The organism is Escherichia sp. AM3 (assembly GCF_032029835.1).
Lineage (GTDB): Bacteria > Pseudomonadota > Gammaproteobacteria > Enterobacterales > Enterobacteriaceae > Escherichia > Escherichia coli.
Map to the genome: position 1 here is coordinate 1 of NZ_JAVUPQ010000158.1, position 3583 is coordinate 3583.

Genomic DNA, 3583 nt, shown 5'->3' on the forward strand with positions numbered 1-3583 from the left:
GTTGAGTACCAGTTTAAAGTCATCCGTCACCCAGCAACGCACCGGAATAAAACCGCCAAAGCTGTCATGCTCAATCTCGTAGCGGTTAAATTCCACCATCACGCCGCGTGGCTCTTTCACGGCAAGGATATTTTCCCCCGGCAGAATCTCTGGTTTTTCAATATCTGCCAGCGCCATCATTGTCGGCAGTAAATCGATATGACTGACTGGCGTATCGACCTGTCGCCGCTCCCCTTGCGGCGAACGGATGATCAGCGGAATGCGGGTGATGTCGTCATACATCGCCGCCCCTTTACTGATCAGCTTATGTGCGCCCATCATTTCGCCGTGATCGGAGGTATAAATAACCCACGTATTTTCACGTTGCTCTGGCGTTAAGGCATTGATGACCCGTCCGATTTGGTCATCAACAAAGTCATTACAGGCAAAATAGAGCGGATGGTGATAAAGCCCGTCATCACCGACTGGCGATGGCATCGCCTGCGCCCATAAGCGGTGATGTTCCGGTTTGTTAGCCAGGTCATCCTGTGCTTTCTCGCCCAGCTCGTAGTAAAAATCAGCGTATTTCTCTAAATACTCCACCGGACAGGTGAACGGGTGATGCGGCTCATCATACGAAACCACCATCAGGAAAGGCTCGTCTGCGCGCGCAGGCTGTTGCAGAAAATCCACCGCCCGATTGCTGATACGATGCGCCCAGGTGAAGGTTTCGTCGATATGGTTCGCCTGTAAATCGTCGACGCTGTTTAGGCCATTGCGCCACAGGCTAATCTCTTTTTCCGTCAGTTCGCTAAGATAGTTCGCCCCATCGAACCAGTAATCAGCGTCCCACTCCGGCGGACACTCGCCAGTGCCGAAATAGTCATGACCGTCGAGATGCCATTTGCCGATGTAACAGGTGTGATAGCCGGCATCCTTAAAGTAGCGCCCCATAGTGGAGATGTTTTTGCCTGGCGCGACGTTGTTGGTCCACGGGCCGGACTGGTTAGCGTAGATACCGGTAAATAGTCCGGCCCGTGCAGGCGTACAAACCGGTGAACAGGTGTAGGCGGAATTAAAGCGAATACCTTCCGCCGCCAGACTATCAATATTTTGCGTATTCAGCGGTTTACCGCTATAGCAACCGACCATATTGGTGGCCTGGGTATCGGTCATGACGAACAGAAAATTGGGGCGTTTCATAGGCTATCCTTCCCGTCGGGAGTAAAGGTTACGGCTGGGTCGTGACGATGCCGCCAGCTGTCAAAAATCAGGTAGACAATCACTACGGCGGCAATGAAATAACTGATCATCGCTAACCAGCGCGTACCGTAGCCGCCGAATTCAGCCAGCCCGGCATAGACGCCAATCATCGCGAACAGGATGCCAATTGACGCGATCTTGACGTTTTTCCACGGTTTCATGTCCACCGCAAACGCATCTTTGAAGGTGAACGGCGTGGCGCGCGGTTTGATAAAACCGATCACCAGCATCACGACCACGTTGATGCAGAACGTACAGGCCAGCACATAGAGGAAATGGAAGTCGAACTTCACCAGATAGTTGATGGTGATGTAGCTGATTATGCCAATCCCCATCGCTACTTTTGCCGCCAGCGCCGGGATGCGCGGGAAGAAAAAGCCCATAATGATGATGGTAACCAGCGGCACGTTGTAAATGCCGTTGAGCTGTTTCATCCAGCTATACAGCCCCTGCGGCGCGTTGGCGATCCACGGCGCGACCAGCACCGAAACGATAGCGATAAAGAAACCAAATTTGCGCCCGACGGTGACCAGCTGCTGCGGCTCGGCATTCTGGTTAATGATGCGACGGTAAATACCCATACTGAATAACGTACTGGCGCTATTCAGAAAGCCGTTGAAGGTACTGATCACCGCACCAAATAACACCGCGCCGAAGAAACCCACCATTGGCACTGGCAGAACGTTATTGACCAGCGTCGGGTAGGCCATGTCGGCTTTCGGTAAATCCTGATACAGATGAAACGCAATCAACCCTGGCAGCACCAGTACCAGCGGGTCGAGCATTTTCAGCACCGCCGTTAACAGCGCCCCCTTTTGCCCTTCCGCCAGGCTTTTTGACGCCAGCGTGCGTTGCACGATGCCCTGATTTGTACACCAGTAAAAGGTGTTCACCAGAATCAAACCGGTAAATGCCGCGCCAATCGGCAAGGGATCGGTCGGGCCACCGATTGAGTTTAATTTCTCGGCGTGAACGGTGGTGAGTTGCTCAATGCCCTGCATAAAGCTGCCCTTGCCCATCGCGATCAGGCCAAATACCGGCACCATCAACCCGCCGATAACCAGCCCAATACCGTTGATGGAGTCCGCCACTGCCATTGCGCGCAGTCCGCCGATCACCGCATACAAAATTCCCGCCAGACCAAGCAAAATTACCAGTAGCCAGATAGCCGCACCGTGAGAAATCTGTAGCGATTCCCCGACGTGAAACAGGCTGTTGAGCGCCAACGCGCCGGAGTAGAGAACAATCGGCAGAAAGCAGACGCCGGTGGCAATTAGGAAGCAGAAGTCGATGATAATACGCGTCGTTTTATCATAACGTTCCTCCAGAAAATCGGGGATGGTGGCAATGCCGCGCTTCAGATAGCGCGGTAAAAAGATTAGCGCGAGGAAGATCAGCGTCACCGCTGAAGTCACTTCCCAGCCCATCACCGACATGCCGCTTTTGTAGGCCTGCCCGGAAAGGCCGACCAGTTGTTCCGTGGAAAGGTTGGTTAGCATTAACGAAGCGGCAATAACCGGCGCTTTTAGTGAACGTCCGGCAAGAAAATAGCCTTGTTGCGATCCGGTATCTGTTTTGCGGACCTTCCACCAGGTGATCACCGCCACCAGCAGCGTAAAACCGACAAAACTCAAGATTTGTAACGAATTCATCTCATAGCCCTTATTTATGTTTATGTCCCGGACGCATGAATATAGGGAGAGGTAAAATGCGTCGGGTCAGGCAGTCAGATTCTTAAAATACAAACGTCGTATCCCTGAACGGATTGTTTTCTGTTAAGTTCAGGTTGTGAGCATAATTCGCCGGAGGGATATTAAAATGAATGGAAAATTGCAAAGTTCAGATGTAAAAAACGAAACTCCGTACAATATTCCCTTATTGATTAACGAAAATGTGATCTCCAGCGGAATTTCTCTGATCTCGCTCTGGCATACCTACGCCGACGAGCATTACCGGGTGATCTGGCCGCGGGACAAGAAGAAACCGCTTATCGCCAACTCATGGGTTGCGGTGTATACCGTACAAGGATGTGGGAAAATTCTTTTAAAGAATGGCGAACAAATAACACTGCATGGCAACTGTATTATATTCTTAAAGCCAATGGATATTCACTCTTATCACTGTGAAGGTTTAGTCTGGGAACAGTACTGGATGGAATTTACCCCCACCAGCATGATGGATATTCCCGTTGGTCAGCAAAGCGTTATTTATAATGGCGAAATTTATAATCAGGAACTCACCGAAGTTGCTGAGTTAATAACTTCACCAGAAGCAATAAAAAATAATCTGGCAGTCGCTTTTCTGACGAAAATTATTTATCAGTGGATTTGTCTTATGTACG

The 3583-nt window shown here is 50.8% G+C and carries 3 protein-coding genes; 1 reads left to right on the plus strand and 2 read right to left on the minus strand.

All coding sequences use genetic code 11. The features are described 5' to 3' along the window. A partial coding sequence (locus RTW80_RS23150) for a sulfatase-like hydrolase/transferase (protein WP_312720386.1) occupies positions 1 to 1182 on the minus strand: 1182 nt, incomplete at its 3' end. Then, positions 1179 to 2894 carry a solute:sodium symporter family transporter gene (locus RTW80_RS23155; protein ID WP_001087145.1) on the minus strand — a complete coding sequence of 572 codons (1716 nt, stop codon included), beginning with the start codon at positions 2892 to 2894 and terminating at the stop codon, positions 1179 to 1181. The genes RTW80_RS23150 and RTW80_RS23155, both read right to left, overlap by 4 nt. 166 nt (positions 2895 to 3060) lie before the next feature. Here RTW80_RS23155 and RTW80_RS23160 point away from each other — a divergent pair. Continuing rightward, positions 3061 to 3583, plus strand: a 523-nt coding sequence (locus RTW80_RS23160) for an AraC family ligand binding domain-containing protein (RefSeq protein ID WP_312720388.1), incomplete at its 3' end; no start/stop codon positions are given.